This window comes from Helcobacillus sp. ACRRO, from assembly GCF_022347125.1.
GTDB lineage: Bacteria > Actinomycetota > Actinomycetes > Actinomycetales > Dermabacteraceae > Helcobacillus > Helcobacillus massiliensis.
On record NZ_JAKRNG010000003.1, the window covers coordinates 37,799 to 58,663 of the forward strand.

Consider the following 20,865-nt stretch of genomic DNA (forward strand, 5'->3'; position numbering starts at 1 on the left):
CCGTGGGGTTCCGGTCGTGCCGTCAGCGTAGGAGAGGGGTGCGACATTTAAAGTCGGGGGTTCTGTTCCTGCTGGTCAGGGCTGGTTTCTGCCGGGTTTTCGCTGTGGAGAAGTGGTCGTACCCAGTAACGGCGTGAGGTCGACGAGGACTGCGAGAGGTCACGGTCTGTCCACAATTTCTGTGATTCACGCCCGCGGGTGCTGGTGAGCTGGTTGGGTCGTGGGTACGACTATTCCCCTTCCCGAAGGAGACACCGATGTCCCCTCGCGTCCTGCGCCGTTCCTTCAGTACCGCCGCTGCGGCGCTCATGCTCACAGTCAGCGCCGCCGGGTGCGCGTCGAAGGACGAGCCGCCGGTGATCACACCGAAGCCGGAGCCCAGTGCAGGTGCGCCGGCATCCGACGCAGGCGGTGATGGCTCAGTCGCATCCGATGGCGGCGGTGGCGCCGCTGCGAAGCCGACGGATGCCGCCATCGACAAGAGCCAGCTCCCGCCGGAGAACCGCGACCTCAAGGCCCCCGACCCCAAGGACTACCCCGGGTTCTACGAGGAGAGCCAGGACGGGCAGATCGCCGCGCTCCATTTCTATCTGGACGCGATGTATTACTTCGAAGCAACTGGTGATGACGCCCCGGTGCGGCTCGTCGTGAATGACTCTGAGTGTTCGGCTTGTATGTCCGCGAGAGCAAAGATCAACGAGCGGATCAAGGCTGGCAAATATGCATCTGAGCGTCGCGTCGTAGTGCTCGAAAAAGATTACGTCCGAGCGGGCGACAAGGAGGGCCCGTATCTCGACGTAGAAACGCCACCGGGCCGTGTAGTCACGTCCGACGGTGTGATGGAGGAGATTGCTGGTAAGCACTTCGCCTTCGCGGCCCTCATGGAGTGGGACGGGAAGAACTGGAAGCTTCTCAGCATTGCATCGGAGGACCAGTCGTGAGATGTGGACTCCTTGGTTATCGCGTGTCCTTCAAATCGGCGCTGAGTGGTGCTTTGCTTGTAGGAATCGTGTGTGGGTCGCCCGATGCATCGACTGCTATGCAGGTACGGAGCGCTTACGGATGGGAAGCCGATTCGGACGACGAGGCAGGAGCCTTGACGGTGGCGAAGAAGAAGGCAAGTCGTGTGGGTGACTCCCCGGGGCGTGTCGAGATGGACCATGGGTTCCGTTCGAAGGATAAAAAGGCCACAGTGCTTCCCCAACGATCGCAGCGCACACGAAACGCGAAAGCACCACGCCGAAAGCCTCCGCGGTTCATCTCGTTGCAGAGCTCGATCGAAGGTGAAGGGTGCATCCCCGGCGCAGTCGCGTCGTGCGGTGTTGGGGAACTGACCTGTCTCGAGGATTCGGCGACTGGTGCACAGTCCGTCGCCTACCGCCGGCGCGGATCACCAGTACCCGAAGGGATGCGGCCTTGCACCGCGAAACCGGCTGAGCCGGCGAAACCCGCTGCACAGGAAGCCGAGGCAATGCCGACGGTGCAGGCGAACGCCACCGGGTTCGGTGAACTGGTCATCACGCCGCCCACAGGCATGCGGGCGCCCGGTTTCGACTACGTTCCGGTGCGGATCCCGATCACGTACTGGGCCAAGGGCGACGAAGTGCAGACGCACACCCAGACCATCCTCGGCCACGAAGTGACGATCACTGCGCGCGCTGAGTCCTACGAATGGGACCTCGGCGACGGCAACACCCTCACCACCACGTTCCCGGGTGGGGCGCCGACGAAGAAGGGGCCGGGCGCGATCTTCCATTACTACCGGTTCCAGGGCTGGTACCAGGTCACGATCCGCACCACCTACTCCGGCAGCTATTCCATCGACGGCGGTGAGGAGATCCCGATCGACGGCACGGTCACGCTCGATTCCGACCCTGGCTGGTTCTATTCGAAGTCGCTGCGGGCCCGGCTCACGGGTGAGAACTACGAGGCGAAGCCGATCGAGGTGCCGCCGCGCACCGCTGAGAACCTCGGCCGACAGGACCCAGCGGCTGAGCATCGCGACCTGACCGAGGCCATGAACGACCGCTATGAGAAGAAGCGCCTCGACCGAATCCGCGAACGCGGTGCCCGGCGCGGATGAGCCGGCGGCGGCTCCTCCAGATCAGCCGAGCAAGAGGCGCGCAGCGAGCGGAACGAAAGCGAAGACCAGCACCAGCACCAGCCCCACCGCGTCGATCCGATGGAACCGCGAGCGGTGTGCCCAGGTGCGGTCCTTCGCCTCCGCGAAGCCACGTGCATCCATCGCCACAGCCTGAGTCTCCGCACCCCGCAGTGTCCACACCAGCAGGGTGAGGGTCGCCCCCGCATACAGCTTCACCGGGTTGCGCCGGTGAATGCCGCGCACCCGTCGGATCAGCAGGATCTCCGACCATTGGGCCCGGATGTGCCCCACCCGGACCAGCCCCGCGGTCATCGCCGCCATCGCCCGCGCAGGCATCCGCAGATGCTGGGCGAGCGCCTGCCCGAGCCGCGTCGGATCCACAGCCTCCGCCAGCACAGCACCCGGGGCCACGAACGCGAACAGGCGCAGCGCCTCCGAGGCGGCGAGCGCCCACGTCGCCGCCTCACCCCAGGGCCGGCCGGACAGAAGCAACGTCGACCAGGCGAGGGACAGCGCCGCCAACGACACCGGCAGCAGGCGCAGCCCCAGCCGTTTCGGCGTCCGCGCCGCGAGCGGCACCACCAGCAGCGTTAACGATGCCGCCACCGCACCCACCAGCAGTGAATCCACAGCGAACGACCCGATCGCCGCAGCCAGCGCCACGGCGATGATGACCAGGGGATTCATGCCGTCGGCGGGCACCACCGGCGAGCGGCGCACCCGCGGAATCGGCGCGGAGGCAGCCCCGTCGGCCGGCCGGCGATGCATATCGGAGCGGGAGGCCGACGGGACCAGCGGCACCTCCCGCTCCGCCTCCGCGACCAGACCCGGATCGTGCGTGGCCGCGATGACGGCGACCCCGGCGTCGCGCTGGGCGCGGATCATGTCCAGCACGTCACGGCGGGCGAGGGGGTCGAGCCCCACCGTCGGCTCATCGAGCAGGAGAACGGGTCGGTCCGATGCCGTGGCGGCGGCGAACGCGAGGCGTCGCTGCTCCCCGCCCGACAGGGTGAACGGATTCGCCTGCGCCAGGTGGCCGATCCGCACCTGCTCCAGGGCAGCACGTGCCGCCGCCTCGGTGACGCCGGGCGTCGCCATCGCCTCGCCGAGGACTGTCGACGCGCAGAACGAGATCTCCGGATTCTGCGGTAGGAAGGAGCACGGCCCCTCGTCGATGAGGCGGCGCAGCAGGGTGGACTTCCCAACGCCGCTCGGGCCGGTCAGCACCACCAGGTCGCCGGGATGAGCAGTGACGTGGACGGTCTCAGCGAGAAGATCGGATTCAGCGAGGGCGCCGTTGACGTCCAGGACAGGGGCCGATGAGTGCGCGGGGGGCCGGTCGTGAAGAGCAGATGCCGCCGGAGGAGCGGCAGGCGAGGCTGGGGCGGGAGGAGCACTGCACGGCTCGATCGCGAGACCGAGCTCGCACAGCAGCTCCGGCTGGTGCAGGTCGATCCGCTCCGGTGCGTCGTCCGCGAGGATGCGGCCGCCCGGACCGAGGACGATCACGCGGTCCATCTCATCCCACCAGGCGTCCAGGCGGTGATCCGCGATGACGAGGGTGCGCCCGGTGGCGTCGGCGGCGGAGAGGATGGAGGCGCGGATTTCGCGGGCCGTCGCCTCATCCACCATCGACAGCGGCTCATCCATCAGCATCACCGCACTGGTCACCGCGAGAGTACCCGCGAGTGACAGGCGCTGCTGCTGGCCGCCGGACAGGGCGAACGGGTCGGTGTGCAACGGCGCATCGAACTGCGCGAGGGCGCGCGCCCGCTCCACCGTCTCCGGCATGTCCGCGGGCGGCACCTGTTCGTTCTCCGGTGCGAAGGCGATGTCGAGCCCGGCGTTCGCGGCGACGATCGCGTGCGCCGGGTTCTGCACCATGAGGGCGCGGCGGGACGCGTCCGCTGGCTCGGGCGGCACCTCACCGGTGGTGTCCCCGTCGGCCAGGAGGCCCGCGAGGGCCCGCAGCAGGGTCGATTTGCCGGACCCCGACGCGCCCGCCAGCAGCACGCGCTGCCCAGCGGGGATGCTGAGCGTGACATCGGTGAGCGTGGGGGAGCGGCGGCCCACCGGGGTGAAGGTGAGGCCGCGCAGTGCGAGGGCGGAATCGGTCGGGGTCACGGCGGCGGGCATGTCAGACCGCGGTGCGCTCGGCGTGCTCCCGTCCGGGAGCGAAGCGGTTGATCGCACCGGTGGATGCCAGCAGACGGGTCAGCAGAAGGCCCAGCCCAGCGGTCAGGACCAGCCCGGAGATCAGGAAGAACACCAGGTACATGCCCTTGAAGAACACGTCCCACTCGGGGAAGTACGCGATGATCTCGTAGATCCATTCGAAGAACACCGACAGGCATGCGCCGAGGGCGGCGGGTGCCCAGCCGAAGCGGCGGTAGCCGAACACGGCGAACCCGATCTCCATGCCGAGGCCCTGAGCAGCGCCGGAGATGACGGCGCCGATGCCGAAGTGGGAGCCGAGCAGGGCCGCCAGGATCGCGGCGATCATCTCCGCGCCGAGCGCGGCGCCCGGTTTGCGGACGATCAGCAGCGCGAGGATCGCCGGCAGGCACCAGATGCCCGTCAGGATGCCTTCGGCGGGGCGGAACAGCGCCGTGACCGGACCGATCGCGGTGTAGAACAGGGAATATCCCATGAAGGCCACACCGAAGGCGACGCCGATCAGCACCGTGACGAGGATGTCGATGGTGCGCCAGCCGCGCTCGGGGGCGGTGGGGGTGGTGGTCATCGTGGTCTCCTTTCCCAGCGGAAAGGGCCGGTGGGTGCGCTGTTCGCCGCCACCGGGAGATCGTCCCGACTTCCTTCGCCGGTGCTAACCGGATCAGGTTCGAGGGTCTGCGCGCCTGCGCACTCTCAGCACCGCTCGGTGCTCCCCTGTCTGACAATGACGGCCACGAGTGTAGGCGCTCCCGGCGGGAGGGGGCCAATCGGCGGGGCCGACGGGTTCAGCGCTTCGCCCGGATCACCTGCGCGAGCGTGTGCGCCGCCGCGTCCGGGTCGACGGGGGACAGCAGGAAGCTGCGGCCCCGATGCCCGGCCACTTCGACGATCCGCCCGCCCTTGGTGACGGCGCATTCGGCGTCCTGCCGCTCGTCGACCGCTGTCAAACGGCGCAGGCCGTCGACCTCCTCGATGGCGGACATCTGGGCGCGCAGCACGCGGCCGCGCCGCAGACCGAAGCCGCCCACCTGGGTGCCGACCTGGTCGCCGGGGATGCGGCGGATCTGTACGGTGCGGAACTCCTCGGCGGGCCAGGTGCGGGCGGGCCAGAAGCCGCCGCGCGACACGGTGATCCCCTCGGGGTCCACGATGAAGGTGAGGGACTGGTTCATCCATTCCCGCACCGCCAGCGCCGTGAACAGCACGATGAACGCGGCCGCGACGAGGAGCGCCTCGGCGCCCCGCATCCACAGCACCAGGGGGACCGCGACCAGGGCGATCACCAGCGGTGCTGCGATGCGGGTCCAGCCGACGGGGCCGGGGGTGATCCGGCCCTTGTGGAACAGGTTCTTGCTCACCAGATCGACACGCGCTTCTCAGGAGCGAGGAACAAGGAATCGGACTCCGTGACGCCGAACGCGTCATGGAACTCGTCCATGTGCCGCACCACGCCGTTGGTGCGGAACTCGGCGGGCGAGTGCGGGTCGATCGCGAGACGACGGATCGCCTCGGCTTCGCGGTACTTGGCGCGCCAGATGACCGCCCAGGCGAGGAAGACCCGCTGGATGCCTGTGAATCCGTCGGCCCCCGTCTCGTCGGCGGTGTCGCCGGCGAGGTGGCGGTAGGCGTCCAGGGCGATCGAGAGTCCGCCGAGGTCGCCGATGTTCTCACCGATGGTGAAGGCGCCGTTGACGGTGTGCTCGTCGTCGAGGTCGCGCGGGGACATCGCGGAGTAGTCGTCGATGAGGGCGCGGGTGCGGTTCTCGAACTCCGTGCGGTCCTCCTCCGTCCACCAGGAGCGGAGGTTGCCTCGTCCGTCGTACTTGGATCCCTGGTCGTCGAATCCGTGGCCGATCTCGTGGCCGATGACGGCACCGATTCCGCCGAAGTTGACGGCGTCGTCGGCGTCCATGTCGAAGTACGGGGCCTGGAGGATGGCGGCGGGGAACACGATCTCGTTCGCACCCGGGTTGTAGTAGGCGTTGACCGTCTGCGGGGTCATGTGCCACTCGTCCGGGTCCACCGGCTGGGCGAGCTTCGCCATCTGGTGGGCGTGCTCATGGCGGGCGACGGCAAGGCGCTGATGCAGCAGGGAACGGTCGTCGATCTCCAGCTCGTCGTAGCGGCGCCACGTCGCCGGGTAGCCGATCTTCGGCGTGAACTGCGTGAGCTTCTCCAGGGCCTTCTCGCGGGTTGCGGGGGTCATCCACTCCAGATCGGTGATGGAGCGGCGGTAGGCGTCGATGAGGGCGTCCACCAGTTCCTCCATCCGCTGCTTCGCCTCCGGCGGGAAGTGCTCGGCCACGTACATCTCACCGATCGCCTCACCGAGAGCGTCCTCCACGAATGCGACGCCGCGCTTCCACCGCTCCTTCAGCTGCGGGACACCGGTCAGGGTGGTGCCGAAGAACTCGTGGTGCGCGGCGACGAACTCATCCGACAGATACGGCGCGGATGCGACGACGAAGTGCAGCGCCAGCCACGCGCGCAGGTTCTCCAGCGGTTCGTCCGCCCACAGTGTGCTGACGCCCTGCAGGTACTCCGGCTGGCCGACGTTGACGTCGGACAGCTCGGCGAGGTCGACGCCGAGACCGCTGAAGTGGGCATCCCAGTCGAAGGCGGGGAATGCGGCGGCGCGCTGATCGGCGTCCATCCGGTTCGTGGACTTCTCGCGGTCCCGCAGGCGCACCACGTCGACGTGGTGAGCGGCGATCCGCTTCTCCAGGTCGACCACGGTCTCGGCGAGGGCACGGGCGTCACCGTCGGGCAGGCCGGCGCGGCCCGGCAGGGATGAGAGGTCGGCGAAGCGGGCGAGGACATCGGTGTACGCCTCGACGATCGGGGCGTACTGCTCCTGGCGGTAGAAGGACTCGTCGGGCAGGCCGAGGCCGGACTGGAACACCTGCGCCTGGTTGCGGGAGGAGTCGTCGGCGTCGTGCCACACTCCGACCGCGATGACGGCGGTGGCGGACTCGGGGCGGGCGGCGACCTCGGTGAGGGCCGAGCGGGAGTCAGCAGCGAGGATGCGGCCGACGAACTCCTCCAGCGGCTCGGCGCCGGCGCGGTTGGCCGCGTCCTCATCCATGAACTGGGTGAACAGGGCGCCCACCTTGTCGGCATCGGACTCGATGGTTCCGCGGTCGGCCTGGTCGGCGGCGAGCCGCTGGGCGAGGGCGTGGACGCGCTCCTCGGAGAGGTCCCGGAGGCGGGTGAATTCGCTGTCGCCGGACTTGTCCTCTGCGATCTCGTGGGCGGCGAGCCAGGCGCCGTTGACGTGGCCGAACAGGTCATCCTGGATGCGGATGGAGGGGTCCCGCTGGGACAGGTCGAGACCGGACGTGGGCGTGCTCATGCACTCTCTCCTTCGTGGGGTGGGATGCAGTGACCCACGCTACCAGCGGTGAGAGGCCGAGATCACACGCCGATCGTCGCGGGCACGAGCACGAGTGCGATCGCCAGCAGGAGGGTGAGCACGGAGATGACGATCGGGGCGTACAGCCACGGTGAGCGGGCGCGCCTCTCAGCGCTGTAGCGCTGCACCACCAGGGTGGAGAACCCGGAGGCGACCGACAGGATGAACGCCGCGCCGGCCATGATCGGGGCGGCGGCCACGAGGACGGTGGCGGCGAGCTGGAAGATCAGCACGGCGGCGATGTCCACGAAGCGCATGGTCATGGCGCGGCGCACCGACAGCTTGTCGTTGAGGACGGACAGCACCGTGTTCTTCGACCAGTCGCCGGGGCGGAGGATCCGTCGGCGGCTCATCACCAGCTGGGCGGTGGTCAGTACCGCCCACACGGTCATCGCGCCCACGCCGATCCACAGGCCGAGCGGGCCGGGGCCCTCGCCGACGAACAGGACGAGGCCGAGCAGGACCACCGCGAGGCGCAGCGCCTCCTCGAAGCCGACGCGCGCCACCAGCAGCACGGGGGAGTTCGCGAGGTCGCCCGCGACTCGGCTCGCCACGGCGCTGAGCGCGATGAGAGAGGCGAGGTGGCCCAGGCCCATGCCGATGCCGAGCAGGAGCACGAGCGGGCTGGACGGGGTGAGGATGAGGGAGCCGGCGATCAGGACGATCGCGAGGGCGGGCACTGCGAGGGAGAGGACCGCGAAGCCCTTGCCGAGGCCCTGCACCACGTCCGAACCGGTCGGCCCGTGGTCGTGGTCGCTGCCGCAGGAGCAGGCGTTCGTCGCGGGGTCCACGGTGTGGTCGGCGGCGGTGTTGGCTGACACGGATTCTCCTTCTTGCAGGTCGGCGTTCAGGATACCGTCGGGATGCGGCGGCTCTCGAGGGGTGCCGACGGGGCTGTGAGGCTTTCGTCAGCGGTCGACGTGAACTCCATGTCTTTTCGGATCGAATTCCCTGCGGCCGCGGAGCCTTGTGTGGGACGATTGCCCTGATCAGCAGGGGTGCCGACGGCGACGGAGCCGCGGCCGTCTCGCCGCTGATGCCCTCGCAGGTCGACACCAGGGAAGGAGCGCCGTGACGCCCAGTGAGCTCACCGAGGAGCTGCGGGAACGCGCCCTCGGCTCCATCCTGACCGCCGCCACCGGCGACGCTCTCGGAGCTCCCTACGAGTTCCAGCCGCCCATCTCCTCCTCCGAGGACGTCGACATGATCGGCGGCGGCATGCTGAACTGGGAACCGGGGGAATGGACCGACGACACCTCCATGAGCGTGGTGATCCTCGGAGTGGCTGCCGATCCGAAGATCGGCCCGGACCTCACCAGCACGGAGGCCCTCGACCAGATCGCCGCCGGCTGGTACCGCTGGTCGCTGAACACCCCCGACATCGGGGTGCTCACGTCGAAGGTCATCACCCGCGCTGTGGAGAACGCCTCCTCCGACGGCCGCGCCGTCCCGAGCGCCCACGACTTCCGCTGCTCCGCCCAGTCGATCTACGACACCGACGGGCAGGGAGCCGGCAACGGCGCCCTCATGCGCACCTACGCCGTGGTCACCACCTGCCTGTTCGCCCCGAAGGAGCACCTGACGCGCTCCGTTCTGGCCGTGAGCTCGCTGACCCACGTGGACCCGGAGACCGACGACGCGGGCGTCATCTGGGCGCACGCCATCCGCCACGGCATCCTCACCGGGGAGCTCAACCTGCACGCGGGGATCGACCAGATCCCCGAGGAGCGGCGCACTCTGTGGCTGAAGCGGATCGACGACGCCGCGAGCGCCCCCAGCACCTTCTTCAACCGCAACGGCTGGGTGGTGCATGCGCTGCAGGCCGCGTGCTCCGCGATCTTCGCCGCCGGGGACGTGCCGGAGGACAAGTACGAGCAGCGCGCCTACGTCTCGACCGTGCTCGACAACGCGATCCGCGCCGGCTTCGACACCGACACCGTCGCCTGCATCGCCGGTTCCCTCGTGGGAGCAGTGCTCGGCTCACGGGCGGTCGACCCGATGTGGCTGCGGCGCGTGCACGGCTGGCCCGAGTACACGGCGCGGGACCTCGAGGAGCTGATGGACCACATCCTCGCCCTGCAGACCACGACCTGACACCAGAAGGCCCCCGCTGATGCGGGGGGCCTTCTGCGTGCGGGGCCGATCCGGCGGCAGGTCAGTCCGCGGCGGCGAGGGCCTCAGCGGGGGAGACCTTCGCGGCGGACCGCGCCGGGATCACCGAGGCGAGCAGACCCGCGAGGATCGCCAGCACGACAACGGCCAGCAGGGTCACCCACGGGATACCGACGACGAACGGGACGCTCGCCGGCACCACGGTGCGGGCGCCGACCACACCGAACACGGTTCCGAGCAGGAGACCGATCGCGGCACCGACCAGGGCCATGATGACGCCCTCCCAGGCGAGCATCGCCCGGATCTGCCCCTTCGACGTGCCGAGAGCGCGCAGCAGGGCATTCTCGCCGCGTCGCTCCACCACGCTGAGCGAGAGCGTGTTCATCACCCCGACCAGAGCCACGAGGACCGCAACAGCCAGCATGCCGGTGGCGAACATCAGCAGACCGTTGACGGCGGTGGTGAACATGTCGCGCTCAATACCCGGCATGTCCAGTCCCAGACCCGCGGGGTTCTCCTCATCGGCGCCGTCGTCACCGCCCTGGGCCTGCGGGCCGAGGACGGAGCCGACCTCCGTCAGTATGGTGGGCGCATCCGTCTGCTTCCGCTGCGGATCCGAGCGCTCCGCGAGCCGCGCAGCCACCGCCGTTTCGGGCGAGGTCGAGAAGTGCTGGACGGTCTCCTCGGTGGTGAGCGTGAGGCTGAGCGACTCGTTCACGCGCACCCTGACCTTCGTGCCGTCGGGTGCGGTGAGGGTGTCGCCGTCCTTCAGGCCGAAGCTCTCCGCGCGGTCCTTGCCGACGAGGACCTCGTTGTCGCGGACGTCGTCGGCGAGGCCGTCGAGGACGCTGACGCGCTCGATCTCATCCCGGTCGAAGCCGAGGATGGTCATCATCTCGCCGTTCGGCGCCTTCACATCGACGCTGACGCCCTGCACCGCGGTCTCGACTCCGTCGACCGCCTGCGTCCGCTTCGCACTGGAGTCCGTGAAGGCGGCCGAGGAGGCGATCACGTCGAACGGGGAGGAGGAGTTCAGCTCGGTGATCAGGGTGCGCTCCGCGGTGTTCGCGCCCACGCTCATCGTCGCCATCAGCGTGGTGCCGATGACCAGAGCGGTGATGGTGGCGGCGCTGCGGCGCGGGTGCCTGCCGGCGTTCAGAGCGGCGAACCGCCCGGGAACGCCGCCGATGCGACCGAGCGCTGCGCGGAACAGGCGCATGATGGCGGGCACCACGACCAGCACACCGGCGATGACGCCGATCATCATGACGATGGTGCCGAGGATCGCCACGAGCATCGGCACCGCGGTGACAGCCGCATCGGGCGAATCGTTGCGCAGGGCCAGGAACCAGCCTGCGGCGAGCAGAGCCGCGCCCGCTGCGACGAGCAGCACGGCGACGAACGTGCGGATCACCCCCGCGCCCTTGCCGGCCGCCGCTTCGATCGGGCGCAGCGCCTCCACGGGGCGCACCTTCGTGGCGGAGATCGCCGGAACGAGCCCCGCGGCCACCGTCAGCAGAACGCCCAGCACGATCGGGACGATGATCGCGAGGATGGACAGGGGCGGCAGCGGCGGGAACGCGGTGGAGGAGGTGATGCGCAGCAGGTTCAGCACACCGGTGCCGGCCAGGTACGCGAGCACCACGCCGATGACGGCACCGACCAGGCCGACGAGGGCGGAGTCCTTCAGCACGAGCCGCACCACCTGGCCGCGGGTGGCGCCGAGTGCGCGCAGCAGCGCGAAGGAACGGCGGCGCTGCGCAACGGTCACGGCGAACGTATTCGCCACCACCAGAGCGGCGGTCACCACGGCGATCGCGACGAACGAGCCGAGCGCCACGGTCAGGGACGCGACCATGACGAGCACGGCGGAGTTCATGTCCTTGATGACCTGCTCGGTGGTGGTGGCGTCGAACCCGTCGGCCTGCAGCTGCTTCACCACCTGGGCCGGGTCGGTGCCGTCCTCGACCTGGGCGTAGATCGCGGGGCCGCCGAACTCCACGGGGTCCCCGGCGAGGGTCGCTGCGCCCTCGCTGGTCATCACCAGCGGGGAGGCGCCGAGCAGGGCGCTCTTGGGGGTGTCCTGGATACCGGCGACCGTGAGGCGGACCGGCTTGCCGTCGGTCACCTTCTGCAGCACCAGCTCATCGCCCACCGCGAGGTCGTTGTCCTCGGCGATGGCGGTGTCGATGAGGACCTCGGACGGCGAGGACGGCATCGACCCGGAGTTCAGGCGCGTGTCGCTGTCGGCGCCGGGAGGCGCGACCTGCACATCGACGAACGCCCCGGGAGTGGCGAACGGGTTCTGATCGTCGATCTTCGACTCATCGGCGACGAGCTTGCCCAGCAGGTTCTCCGGCACCGGCCAGGCGGCCCTGACCCCATCGGTCTTCTCGACATCGGCGGGCGCGATCTGGCCGGCCACGCCGGTCTCGTCGTCGACCGTGGGCTGGACGATCACGTCGGTGCCGGCGTACTGGCCCTCCACCTGAGCGGTGATGATGCCGGACACGAACGTGATCGCGAGGATCACAAGGGACACGAACGCGGTGGCGAGGGTGACGGTGACGACTGCTGCGGCCTGCCGGTGCGCGGGCTGCAGACGCAGACGACTGCGCTTCATGACGGCGGCTCCTCTCACTTCGTCGCGGCCGATGCGTGCGGCACGGCCTCGTCGGCGATGATGCGGCCGTCGGCCAGGGTGATGATGCGGTCGGCGCGCTCAGCGGCGTCGCGCTCATGCGTGACCATGACGACGGTCTGGCCGAACTCCTCCACGCTGGTGCGCAGGAAGTCCAGCACCTCATCGGTGGTGGCGGAGTCGAGGTTGCCGGTGGGCTCATCGGCGAACAGCACCGACGGGCGGGTCACCAGTGCGCGGGCGATCGCGGTGCGCTGCACCTGACCGCCGGACATCTGGCTCGGCAGGTGGGTGAGGCGCTCGCGCAGACCGAACCGGTCCACCACGGTGTCCATCCAGGCGCGGTCCGGCTTCTGCCCCGCCAGCTCCAGCGGCAGCAGGATGTTCTGCTCACAGGTCAGCATCGGCAGCAGGTTGAACGACTGGAACACGAAGCCGACGCGCTCGCGGCGCAGCTTCGTGAGCTGCGAGTCGCTGAGGCCGGTGATGTCGATGCCGTCGATGACGACGCTGCCGGTGTCGAGGCGGTCGAGTCCGGCGAGCATGTGCAGCAGGGTCGACTTGCCGGAGCCGGACGCGCCCATGATGGCGGTGAAGCACCCCCGCTCGATCCGGAGGGTGACGTCGTCGAGGGCGCGGACCTCGGCATCGCCCTCGCCGTAGGACTTCCGCAGTCCGGTGGCGGTCACCTGAGCGGTGGGGGAGGCATCGGCCGACGGGTCCGGCGCGTTCACTGGTGCAGTCGAGGACATGGCGTTTCCTTCGCTCGGGGAATCGGTTCACCACGATCATCCGCCGCGGCGGTTCCCTGCGGCATCAATCGCTGGGAGCGACCCGACGATGCCCGGTCATCCGATGGTTGTAGCTGTCAGATACGCTGGGAGCATGGCGGACGAAACGTTCAGCGCCGCCGAGCGCGCAGCCATGACGCAAGCAGACGCCGAGCGGAAGGCTTCCGCGGCCGCCGCGAAGAAGGGCGGGACCCGCGCGGAGAGGGCCGCGGCGAAGCGCGCCGCGGAGCTGACCGCCTGCACCGACGCGATCGCCGCCCTGCCGGAGAGCGACCGCGCCATCGCCGAAGCCGTCCACGAGATCGTGTTCGCCGAGGTCGAGGACGTGCGCGCCAAGACCTGGTACGGGTTCCCCGCCTACCACCTCGACGGGCCCGTGATCGCGTTCGTGCAGCCCGCCTCGAAGTTCGGCACCCGCTACTGCACGCTCGGCTTCAACGACGGCGCGCAGCTCGACGAGGGCGCGATGTGGCCCACCGTCTACGCGATCAGCGAGGTCACCGAGGACGTGCGCGCACGCATCGCCGAGCTGGTCCGCACCGCTTTCGCCCAGTGACCGAGACCCCCACGCGGCCCGCCGGGACGGCGGCCGAGCGCGCACGGCGGGCCGTCGCCGGCGGCATCGTCGGCAACCTCATCGACCAGCTGCACATCTTCGTGCCGGTGGTGGCGCTCGCCCCGGCGCTGCCCACCCTGATTGGGTCGGACCGCATCGAGCTCGCCGCCGCGCTCGTCATGGCCGCCACACTGATCGGCCGCCCCGTCGGCGCCGCCGTGTTCGGCAGCATCGCCGACCGCGTCTCCCGCACCGCCACCACCCAGATCGCGATCGGCGGCACCGCCCTGTTCTCCCTGCTGATCGCCCTCGTGCCCGCGCACACCACGCTCGGCGCGGGAACGCTGGTCGCGATCATCGCGCTGCGGTTCCTGCTCGGCATCGCCATCGCCGGGGAGTACAGCGCCGCGATCCCCCTCGCCATGGAATGGTCGGCGCCGCGCCGCCGCGGCCTGAACTCCGGGCTGATCATGGCGATGGCGCCGCTGGCGCAGGCGTCGATCGCGGCGTTCACGGCGCTCGCGCTGCAGGGCCTCGGCCCGGCCGCCTACGCGCAGTGGGGCTGGCGCATCATCTTCCTGCTCGCCTCCGCCCTCAGCGTCGGCATGCTGCTGTTCTACCGCAGGTTCGTGGTCGATGCGACGGGCGCCGCGTCGTCGACGGCGGCGGCGCGCCTGCGGCTCTGGGACGTGGTGGCCGGCCGGTGGGCGAAGCCGTTCTGGCAGCTGTTCGTCCTCATGAGCGGCCTGTGGCTGATGACCCAGATGACCGTGATCGTGATCGTGGGCCGCCTCTCGGCCGAGGGCGGGCCGGGCCTCGAGGCGGATGACATCGCCCTGATCATGCTCGCCGCCTCCCTCGGCCAGGCCGTGGCGATGGCGTTCGCGGGGCACGCCTCCACGCTGCTGGGGCGCCGCCGCTTCCTGACGCTGTGGGGCGTCGGTTCGGCGGTGCTGGCACCGGCCGTGTGGATGTGGGCAATGGGCACGGGCACGCTGGGCGCGGCGCTGGCGCCGGTGGTCCTGCTGCAGATGGTGACGGTCCCGGTGTACGGCCCGATGGGCGCCTACATCTCCGAATCGTTCTCCGCAGCGGTCCGCTCCCGCGGCTACGGCACGGCCTACTCCGCTTCGATCGTGCTGCCGTCCCTGACGATGCTGTACATGCCGCTGCTCGACCGCGCTCTGGGGCCACTGGTGGCGCCGGCCGTCGTGCTCGGCGCGGCCGGACTGCTGGTGGCGGCCGCCGCGCTCGCCGGACCGGCCGCCCGCCGGGAGGAGGAGCCGCTCAGCTGAGGCGCACCCGTCGGCCCTGGTGGAACGCGACCGCCGCACCCACGAGGCCGCCCACGACGGTGACCAGCAGACCGATCCTCAGACCCGCCGACACCGACACCAGGCCGATGATCGGCGACGTCGCGAGCATCCCGATCCGCATCGACCACGACAGCACCGCGACACCGGTGCCGTGCCGGAGGCCGGGGATCGCGTCGGCGCCGGCGAGCGCAGCCGGCACGAGCGGGCCGCATCCCAGCCCCATCAGCATGAATCCGGCGATGCCGACGACCGGGGCCGAGGCGAGCGCAGCGGTCGCACCGCCCGCGGCGATCAGCACGCCGCCACCGACGGCAGCCGCATGCATGCCGAATCGGCTGCTGATCGGATCGGTCGCGAAGCGCCCCACCACCTGCGCGGTGAGCGTCAGGGTGAAGGCGAGTCCGGCGACCCCGGGGGAGGCGCCGAGTTCGCGGCCGGTGAACAGTGCGGACCAGTTGTTCGCGACGTCCTCCACCATCGTCCCGGCGATCGCCAGCAGCGACAGGGCCAGCAGGGTGATCACCGCGGGCCCCGCAGGACGGCGCGTCGATGCGGCACCGGCCGGCGCGTCCTCGGCGTCGGCGTCGCGCACGAAGCGCTCAGGTGTGCGGGCTGCGGCCGCGGCCGCCACCACCACGAGCACCCAGATGCACGAGTTGATGCCCATGTGCACCAGCAGGGGGACGGAGGCGGCGGCCGCCCAGGTGCCGATCGCGCCGCCCGCAGCGGCGCCGATGGACCAGGCGGCGTGCAGGGAGCCGAGAATGGTGGACCCCTTCCAGCGCTGCACGGCGAGGCCCTGCAGGTTCTGCGCCGTGTCGACGACGGCGTCGGCGGCGCCAGCGGCCATCATGGCGAGGACGAACAGCGCGGCCGTCGGCGCGCCCGCCGCAGCAGTGACCAGGCCGCCCACCAGGATCGAGCCGGCGACCATCGTGGGCAGCGCGCCGGCCCGGCGGATCACCGCTCCAGCCGCCGGCGCGGCGATCAGCGCACCGATCGCGGTGGCGATGACGACGAACCCGAACGCGTGGTCATCCAGCGCGAAGCGGTCCTTCACCTCCGGCAGGCGCGGCATCAGCGAGGCGAGCAGCGCCCCGTTGGTGAGGAACTGAGCAGAGATGCCCAGGCGGGCCAGAGACGGCGAGGGGGTGAACATCCCGCCACGCTCCCACGGAACCGTGCGACTCAGCCATCCCCGTCCACGTAGGATCACACTGTGCTGATCAGCCCCGTCACCATCGCTCCGCTGAGCATCGACACCCTCCTCCCGTTCGTCGCCGCGCACCCCGACTGGGCCGAGGCGGCCCCGTACTGGATTCTGCTGCAGGACGCCGGGCGCTCCCGCGTCCTCGTGGCGCACGACCCGGGACCCGTCGGCATGGTGGAGATCGTGACCGCGGGGGCGGTGCCGCTCCTCCGCCACCTGGAGGTGCTGGCGGCGCACCAGGGCCGCGGCATCGGCACGCAGCTGCTCGCCGCTGCGGAGGCCGCGATCGCTGCGGAGGCCGAGCTCGCCGCCGCCGGTGCGATCCGCCTGCAGGTCGCCGCGGACAACCTGAGCGCCGCCGCGCTGTACCAGCGCTGCGGATACGTGGACACGGGCAGGAGGACCGCGGCGGAAGGAGAGCAGCAGCTGATCCTGGAGAAGCCGAGCGCCCACCCGGCGGTGCCGTGATGGCGGCCGTGGAATCCTCTGATCTTCGGCGGCGCCTCGGCATGGTCGACGCCGTCACCATCGGCCTCGGCTCCATGATCGGTGCGGGGATCTTCGCCGCGCTCGCTCCGGCCGCCGCCAGCGCCGGGAGCGGCCTTCTGATCGCGCTGGCGATCGCGGCCGTCATCGCCTACGCCAATGCCACCTCAACAGCGCGCCTCGCCGCGCTCCACCCGCGTGCGGGCGGCGCCTACGTGTACGGCACTGAGCGGCTCGGAGCACTGCCCGGCTTCCTCGCCGGCTGGTGCTTCCTCATCGGCAAGAGCGCCTCGGCCGCCGCGATGGCCCTCACCATCGGCTCGGCCATCGCTCCCGATGCCGCCCGGCCCATCGCGGCCGCGGCGGTCATCGCGCTGACGCTTCTGAACACGCGGGGCGTGCAGAAGTCCGCCCTGCTGACCCGTGCCATCGTGGCCGGCGTGCTGGCGGCGCTTGCGGCGCTGGTCGCCGCCGGGCTGCTGGCGGCGCTCGGCGGGGGCGGGGCCGACGGGGCCCTGCTGTCCCTCGGCTCCGATGCTCCTGAGGGCGCAGGCGGCGTCGTCGGGATCCTCGGTGCGGCCGGTCTGCTGTTCTTCGCGTTCGCCGGGTACGCGCGCATTGCGACGCTCGGCGAGGAGGTCCGCGAACCGGAGTCGACGATCCCGCGGGCCATCATCACGGCGCTGGGGATCGCACTTCTCGTGTACGCCCTGGTTGCGGTGACGGTGCTGCGGGCGCTGGGGGCGGAGCCCCTCGCGCAGTCGCCGGCGCCGCTGGTCGATGCGGCGCGGGCACTCGGAGGCACCTGGCTGGTGTGGGTGATGGCGGCGGCGATGGTGGTGGGATCCGTCGGCTCCCTGCTGGGCCTGATCCTCGGGATCTCCCGCACCGGATTCGCCATGGCCCGCGACGGCCGCCTGCCGGGCGCGCTGGCGGCGGTGCATCCGCGCTTCGGGGTGCCCCACCGCGCGGAGATCGCGGTGGGCGTCGTGGTGTGCGCAGCGCTGCTGGTGGCGGATCTGCGCCACGCGATCGGGTTCTCCTCATTCGGAGTGCTGCTGTACTACGCGGTGGCGAATGCGTCAGCGCTGACGCTGACGAAGCGGGAGGCGGCGGGCACGAAGGCGATTCCGGCGATCGGGCTGGTGGGGTGCGTTCTGCTGGTCGTGTTCCTGCCGCTGACCTCGATCATCGCGGCGCTGCTGCTGATCGCGGTCGGGGTGGTCGTGTTCGCGATCGGCGCTCGGAAGCGCCGGCCCTGTGATCGCTGACACAGTCGGATCGGGCCGGGAATGAAAGCCGATCGGCGAAGGTTGAGCCTAGTGAACTCAACTTCAGTGCCACGCTGATTGACAACCCGAGAAGCGGGTCGTTTGACTGGGACTGTTCTTGAGCCGCAGTGACTCAATGGCCGGCAGGTCCGGCAGGAAGAAGGATCAGAACTTATGTCACGTGTTGTTGGTATCGACCTCGGAACCACGAACTCCTGCGTCGCAGTCCTCGAGGGCGGCGAGCCCCAGGTCATCGCGAACGCCGAAGGCGCCCGCACCACCCCGTCGGTGGTCGCGTTCTCCAAGCAGGGCGAAGTCCTCGTCGGCGAGCTGGCCAAGCGCCAGGCGGTCACCAACGTGGACCGCACCATCGCCTCTGTGAAGCGCCACATGGGCACCGACTGGAGCACGGAGGTCGACGACAAGAAGTACACCGCGCAGGAGATCTCCGCGCGCATCCTCGGCAAGCTCAAGCGTGACGCCGAGTCCTACCTCGGTGACCAGGTGACCGACGCGGTCATCACCGTCCCCGCGTACTTCAACGACTCCGAGCGCCAGGCCACGAAGGACGCCGGTCAGATCGCCGGCCTGAACGTTCTGCGCATCATCAACGAGCCCACGGCCGCGGCCCTCACCTACGGCCTCGAGAAGGGCAAGGACGACGAGCGCATCCTCGTGTTCGACCTCGGCGGCGGCACCTTCGACGTCTCCCTCCTCGAGATCTCCAAGGACGAGGACGGCTCCGCCATCCAGGTGGTCGCCACCGCCGGTGACAACCGCCTCGGCGGCGACGACTGGGACCAGAAGATCGTCGACTGGCTGACCCAGCAGGTGAAGAACAAGGAGGGTGTGGACCTCTCCAAGGACCGCATCGCCCTGCAGCGCCTGAAGGAAGCAGCGGAGCAGGCGAAGAAGGAGCTGAGCTCCTCCTCCTCGACCAACATCTCCCTGCAGTACGTGTCGATGAGTGAGAACGGCCCCGTCCACCTGGACGAGACCCTCTCCCGCGCACAGTTCGAGGACATGACCTCGGACCTGCTCGACCGCACCAAGGCACCGTTCCACCAGGTCATCAAGGACGCCGGCGTGTCCGTCTCCGATATCGACCACGTGGTCCTGGTCGGCGGCTCCACCCGCATGCCGGCCGTGACCGAGGTCGTCAAGGAGCTCACCGGCGGCAAGGAGCCGAACAAGGGCGTCAACCCTGATGAGGTCGTGGCGATGGGCGCAGCCCTGCAGGCCGGCGTCATCAAGGGCGACCGCAAGGACGTCCTGCTCATGGACGTCACCCCGCTGTCCCTCGGCATCGAGACCAAGGGCGGTGTGATGACCAAGCTCATCGAGCGCAACTCCGCGATCCCGACGAAGACCTCCGAGGTGTTCTCCACCGCTGAGGACAACCAGCCGTCCGTGGCCATCCAGGTGTTCCAGGGCGAGCGCCAGTTCACCCGCGACAACAAGCTGCTCGGCACCTTCGAGCTGACCGGCATCGCACCGGCGCCGCGCGGCATGCCGCAGATCGAAGTCACCTTCGACATCGACTCCAACGGCATCGTCCACGTGACCGCCAAGGACCGCGGCACGGGCAACGAGCAGTCCATCCAGATCACCGGCGGCTCCGGCCTCTCCGATGAGGAGATCGACCGCATGGTGAAGGACGCCGAGGCACACGCCGCGGAGGACGCCGAGCGCCGCAAGACCGCCGACGCCCGCAACGGCCTCGAGCAGACCGCTTACCAGGGCGAGAAGCTGCTCAAGGACAACGGCGACAAGGTCTCCGATGCGGACAAGACCGCCGCTGAGGACGCGATCAAGGAGGCCAAGGAGGTCCTCGCCAAGGAGGACGCCAAGGCTGACGAGCTCGAGGCCGCGCAGACGAAGCTGAACGAGGCTCTGCAGGCCGTGGGCACCGCGATCTACAGCCAGGCCCAGGCGGCCGACGGCGCCGAGGGCGCTGCCGGTGCCGATGCCGCAGGCGAGTCCTCCGATGAGGACGTCGTGGACGCCGAGATCGTCGACGATGAGGACGAGGAGAACAAGTGAGCCAGCAGGACGACCAGCGCGCAGGCGACGAGCCCGAGCGCCAGAACGCGCCCTTCAGCTTCACTGACAAGCGCAAGGTGACCTCGGACGGCACCTCCACTGCCCCGCAGGACGGTGCCGCCGAGGCCCCCATCGCCCAGCCGGACGCCGCCGACGAGCAGGGCGCTGCCGGCGACGGCGAGGTCGACGACCTCTCCGCCGAGGCGGGGCGGCTCTACGAGTCGTCCGTCGCAGAAGCGGACCAGCTGCGCGAACGCGTCGCCGAACTGGAGGAGGAGCTGAAGCGCGAACAGGCCGAGTACCTCAACTCGCGCCGCCGCATCCAGCAGAACGCCGAGGTGTCCAAGCAGAACGCCGTGGCGAACGTGCTGAACTCCGTCCTCGGCGTCATGGACGACATCGAGCTGGCCCGCCAGCACGGTGATCTCCCGGAGGGCACGCCGTTCGCCTCCATCGCCGCCAAGCTCGAGTCCGCACTGGCCCAGCACGGTCTGCAGCGGTTCGGCAAGGAGGGCGAGGAGTTCGACCCGCAGATGCACGAGGCACTCATGCATGAGGATCAGGAGGGTGCTGAGAGCACCACGCTGAAGGTCGTCATGCAGCCGGGCTACCGGATGAACGAGCGCGTGCTGCGACCCGCACGCGTCGGAACTCAGGGCTGAGCCCCGAGTCCCCACAGGAGCGGGCGGCGGGAGTCCCACCGGATTCCCGCCGCCCGCTTCCCATTCCACGACTTTCCACTCTTCAG

The 20,865-nt window shown here is 69.8% G+C and carries 17 protein-coding genes and 1 riboswitch; of the genes, 9 read left to right on the forward strand and 8 right to left on the reverse strand.

Features of this window, described 5'->3' with window-relative positions; all coding sequences use genetic code 11:
- Nucleotides 1-257 precede the first annotated feature (257 nt).
- Both MHY20_RS01650 and MHY20_RS01655 read left to right on the forward strand, forming a co-directional pair.
- A complete protein-coding gene (locus tag MHY20_RS01650) occupies nucleotides 258-941 on the forward strand; it encodes a DUF6318 family protein (protein ID WP_239374126.1) in 684 nt (227 codons plus the stop codon).
- Nucleotides 942-1,471: 530 nt separating this feature from the next.
- Nucleotides 1,472-2,083 (forward strand): hypothetical protein, encoded by a 612-nt coding sequence (locus MHY20_RS01655; RefSeq protein WP_239374128.1) that lies wholly within the window; start codon nucleotides 1,472-1,474, stop codon nucleotides 2,081-2,083.
- A 21-nt stretch (nucleotides 2,084-2,104) separates the two neighbouring features.
- Here the strand turns inward: MHY20_RS01655 and MHY20_RS01660 are convergent, their stop codons facing one another.
- The 5 genes from MHY20_RS01660 to MHY20_RS01680 all read right to left on the reverse strand — a co-directional run bounded on the left by MHY20_RS01660 (nucleotide 2,105) and on the right by MHY20_RS01680 (nucleotide 8,512).
- Nucleotides 2,105-4,228 (reverse strand): ATP-binding cassette domain-containing protein, encoded by a 2,124-nt coding sequence (locus tag MHY20_RS01660; protein WP_239374130.1) that lies wholly within the window; start codon nucleotides 4,226-4,228, stop codon nucleotides 2,105-2,107.
- 13 nt (nucleotides 4,229-4,241) lie between these two features.
- Nucleotides 4,242-4,847 carry an ECF transporter S component gene (locus MHY20_RS01665; protein WP_239374132.1) on the reverse strand — a complete coding sequence of 202 codons (606 nt, stop codon included), beginning with the start codon at nucleotides 4,845-4,847 and terminating at the stop codon, nucleotides 4,242-4,244.
- Nucleotides 4,848-4,900: 53 nt separating this feature from the next.
- Nucleotides 4,901-5,005, reverse strand: a riboswitch (TPP riboswitch).
- A gap of 59 nt (nucleotides 5,006-5,064) precedes the next feature.
- Nucleotides 5,065-5,637 (reverse strand): hypothetical protein, encoded by a 573-nt coding sequence (locus MHY20_RS01670; RefSeq protein WP_239374134.1) that lies wholly within the window; start codon nucleotides 5,635-5,637, stop codon nucleotides 5,065-5,067.
- Nucleotides 5,634-7,631 carry a M13-type metalloendopeptidase gene (locus tag MHY20_RS01675; RefSeq protein ID WP_183375004.1) on the reverse strand — a complete coding sequence of 666 codons (1,998 nt, stop codon included), beginning with the start codon at nucleotides 7,629-7,631 and terminating at the stop codon, nucleotides 5,634-5,636. The genes MHY20_RS01670 and MHY20_RS01675 overlap by 4 nt, the downstream gene beginning before the upstream one ends.
- Nucleotides 7,632-7,693: 62 nt before the next feature.
- Entirely contained in the window at nucleotides 7,694-8,512 is an 819-nt protein-coding gene (locus tag MHY20_RS01680) for a hypothetical protein (protein WP_183375002.1), read from the reverse strand.
- A gap of 250 nt (nucleotides 8,513-8,762) precedes the next feature.
- Between MHY20_RS01680 and MHY20_RS01685 the strand changes: the two genes are divergently transcribed.
- Nucleotides 8,763-9,785, forward strand: a complete 1,023-nt coding sequence (locus tag MHY20_RS01685; RefSeq protein WP_239374137.1) for an ADP-ribosylglycohydrolase family protein — start codon at nucleotides 8,763-8,765, stop codon at nucleotides 9,783-9,785.
- 61 nt (nucleotides 9,786-9,846) lie between these two features.
- Here MHY20_RS01685 and MHY20_RS01690 read toward each other — a convergent pair whose 3' ends face one another.
- Together MHY20_RS01690 and MHY20_RS01695 are read right to left on the reverse strand one after the other, a co-directional pair.
- Nucleotides 9,847-12,426 (reverse strand): FtsX-like permease family protein, encoded by a 2,580-nt coding sequence (locus MHY20_RS01690; protein WP_239374139.1) that lies wholly within the window; start codon nucleotides 12,424-12,426, stop codon nucleotides 9,847-9,849.
- Between the two features lie 14 nt (nucleotides 12,427-12,440).
- The gene (locus tag MHY20_RS01695) at nucleotides 12,441-13,196 is read right to left on the reverse strand and encodes an ABC transporter ATP-binding protein (RefSeq protein ID WP_183374996.1); all 756 of its coding nucleotides are present in this window, start codon (nucleotides 13,194-13,196) and stop codon (nucleotides 12,441-12,443) included.
- A 133-nt stretch (nucleotides 13,197-13,329) separates the two neighbouring features.
- Here MHY20_RS01695 and MHY20_RS01700 point away from each other — a divergent pair, with 133 nt between their 5' ends.
- Nucleotides 13,330-13,791: a DUF1801 domain-containing protein gene (locus tag MHY20_RS01700; RefSeq protein WP_239374141.1), complete on the forward strand. Its 462-nt coding sequence runs from the start codon at nucleotides 13,330-13,332 to the stop codon at nucleotides 13,789-13,791.
- Nucleotides 13,788-15,086 carry an MFS transporter gene (locus MHY20_RS01705; RefSeq protein ID WP_239374143.1) on the forward strand — a complete coding sequence of 433 codons (1,299 nt, stop codon included), beginning with the start codon at nucleotides 13,788-13,790 and terminating at the stop codon, nucleotides 15,084-15,086. Before MHY20_RS01700 ends, MHY20_RS01705 begins: the two co-directional genes overlap by 4 nt.
- On the opposite strand, the gene MHY20_RS01710 is transcribed toward MHY20_RS01705, so the two are convergent.
- Nucleotides 15,079-16,266, reverse strand: a complete 1,188-nt coding sequence (locus tag MHY20_RS01710; RefSeq protein WP_183374990.1) for an MFS transporter — start codon at nucleotides 16,264-16,266, stop codon at nucleotides 15,079-15,081. The two genes, MHY20_RS01705 and MHY20_RS01710, sit on opposite strands and share 8 nt — an antisense overlap.
- A 60-nt stretch (nucleotides 16,267-16,326) precedes the next feature.
- Here MHY20_RS01710 and MHY20_RS01715 point away from each other — a divergent pair, with 60 nt between their 5' ends.
- The 4 genes from MHY20_RS01715 to grpE all read left to right on the forward strand — a co-directional run bounded on the left by MHY20_RS01715 (nucleotide 16,327) and on the right by grpE (nucleotide 20,779).
- The gene (locus MHY20_RS01715) at nucleotides 16,327-16,785 is read left to right on the forward strand and encodes a GNAT family N-acetyltransferase (RefSeq protein ID WP_239374145.1); all 459 of its coding nucleotides are present in this window, start codon (nucleotides 16,327-16,329) and stop codon (nucleotides 16,783-16,785) included.
- Nucleotides 16,785-18,074: an amino acid permease gene (locus MHY20_RS01720; RefSeq protein WP_239374147.1), complete on the forward strand. Its 1,290-nt coding sequence runs from the start codon at nucleotides 16,785-16,787 to the stop codon at nucleotides 18,072-18,074. The genes MHY20_RS01715 and MHY20_RS01720 overlap by 1 nt, the downstream gene beginning before the upstream one ends.
- A 174-nt stretch (nucleotides 18,075-18,248) precedes the next feature.
- The gene (dnaK, locus tag MHY20_RS01725) at nucleotides 18,249-20,117 is read left to right on the forward strand and encodes a molecular chaperone DnaK (RefSeq protein WP_183374984.1); all 1,869 of its coding nucleotides are present in this window, start codon (nucleotides 18,249-18,251) and stop codon (nucleotides 20,115-20,117) included.
- Complete coding sequence (gene grpE, locus MHY20_RS01730) at nucleotides 20,114-20,779, forward strand: nucleotide exchange factor GrpE (RefSeq protein ID WP_239374149.1); 666 nt, start codon at nucleotides 20,114-20,116, stop codon at nucleotides 20,777-20,779. The genes dnaK and grpE overlap by 4 nt, the downstream gene beginning before the upstream one ends.
- Nucleotides 20,780-20,865 lie beyond the last annotated feature (86 nt).